Origin of the sequence: Corynebacterium sp. HMSC036D02, from assembly GCF_001836165.1 — a bacterium.
In the GTDB taxonomy this organism is placed as follows: domain Bacteria; phylum Actinomycetota; class Actinomycetes; order Mycobacteriales; family Mycobacteriaceae; genus Corynebacterium.
In genome coordinates this window covers 1-986 of the sequence record NZ_KV827657.1, presented here as the reverse complement: position 1 = coordinate 986, position 986 = coordinate 1, and the positions used below count along the sequence as shown (strand labels likewise).

At 52.9% G+C, this 986-nt stretch carries 1 protein-coding gene and 1 pseudogene; both read left to right on the top strand.

Going from position 1 to position 986, the window contains the following annotated elements:
- Window positions 1–661 (top strand): annotated as a pseudogene (locus tag HMPREF2743_RS02750) (IS3 family transposase); the annotation flags it as partial.
- Window positions 610–986, top strand: a 377-nt coding sequence (locus HMPREF2743_RS12580) for a type ISP restriction/modification enzyme (RefSeq protein ID WP_305764555.1), incomplete at its 3' end; no start/stop codon positions are given. The pseudogene HMPREF2743_RS02750 and the gene HMPREF2743_RS12580, both read left to right, overlap by 52 nt.

Sequence of the window (986 nt, the reverse complement as noted above, 5' to 3'; positions counted from 1 at the left end):
CAAACCGCCCGGCTGATGCGCCTAGCTGGTGTTTCTGGCAAAGGCAAAGGCAGATCACCAATCACAACCCGTACACCTCAACAGGCCGGATCTGCGCCCAGACTTGGTCGAGCGTGAGTTCAAAGCCCCCGGCCCGAACAAACTGTGGGTGGCTGACATTACGTATGTGCGCACGAAGAAAGGCTTTGTGTATGCCGCGTTTGTCACCGACGTTTACTCCCGACGGATCGTTGGGTGGGCGTTATCAGACTCCATGCGCACCGAAGCGTTGCCGCTGCAAGCTCTTAATCAGGCGATCGTGTGTGCTGAGGAAACAACAGGTCTCATTCACCATTCGGATCACGGCTCGCAGTACGTCAGCGTGGTCTACAACGAGCGCCTTGCCCAGCACGGGATTGCCGCTTCCACCGGAACTGTCGGGGATTCTTATGACAATGCTCTAGCTGAAAACGTTAACGGCTCTTACAAGAATGAGCTGATCCATACTCGCAGGTGGGATGATGTTGTCGAGGTAGAAATCGCGACGTTCGAGTGGGTGTCATGGTGGAACGAGATGAGGCTTCACCAAAGCTTGGGCTACCGAACCCCAGTCGAAGTGGAAACCGATTTTTGGAAGCAGAACCCGCCGCAAGAAATAATAGAAATCAAGGCAAATGCCTAGGAACAAAACTCGGGGCACTTCAACTTACTGCTTATATTGCAGGTATTTCCGCGCACCCTGGATATGTAGAAGCATTTGATGAAGAGCTTCACTACAGCGGCAATCGTGTGCCACTTACCGCAGATGAAGAGCTGTGGGATAAGGCTGTAGAAATTGGTCAGTTCATTATCTGGCTACACACCTTTGGCGACCGTGGGCACGCACCGAATAACGCACAAACTTTGTTTGATGTTGAAAGCACACTGCCGTTGCCAACCTATGACACTGCCGTTGGTGTTGGAATGCCGGAGGACGTTGGACCTGACCCCCGGAAAGTAGACACGTC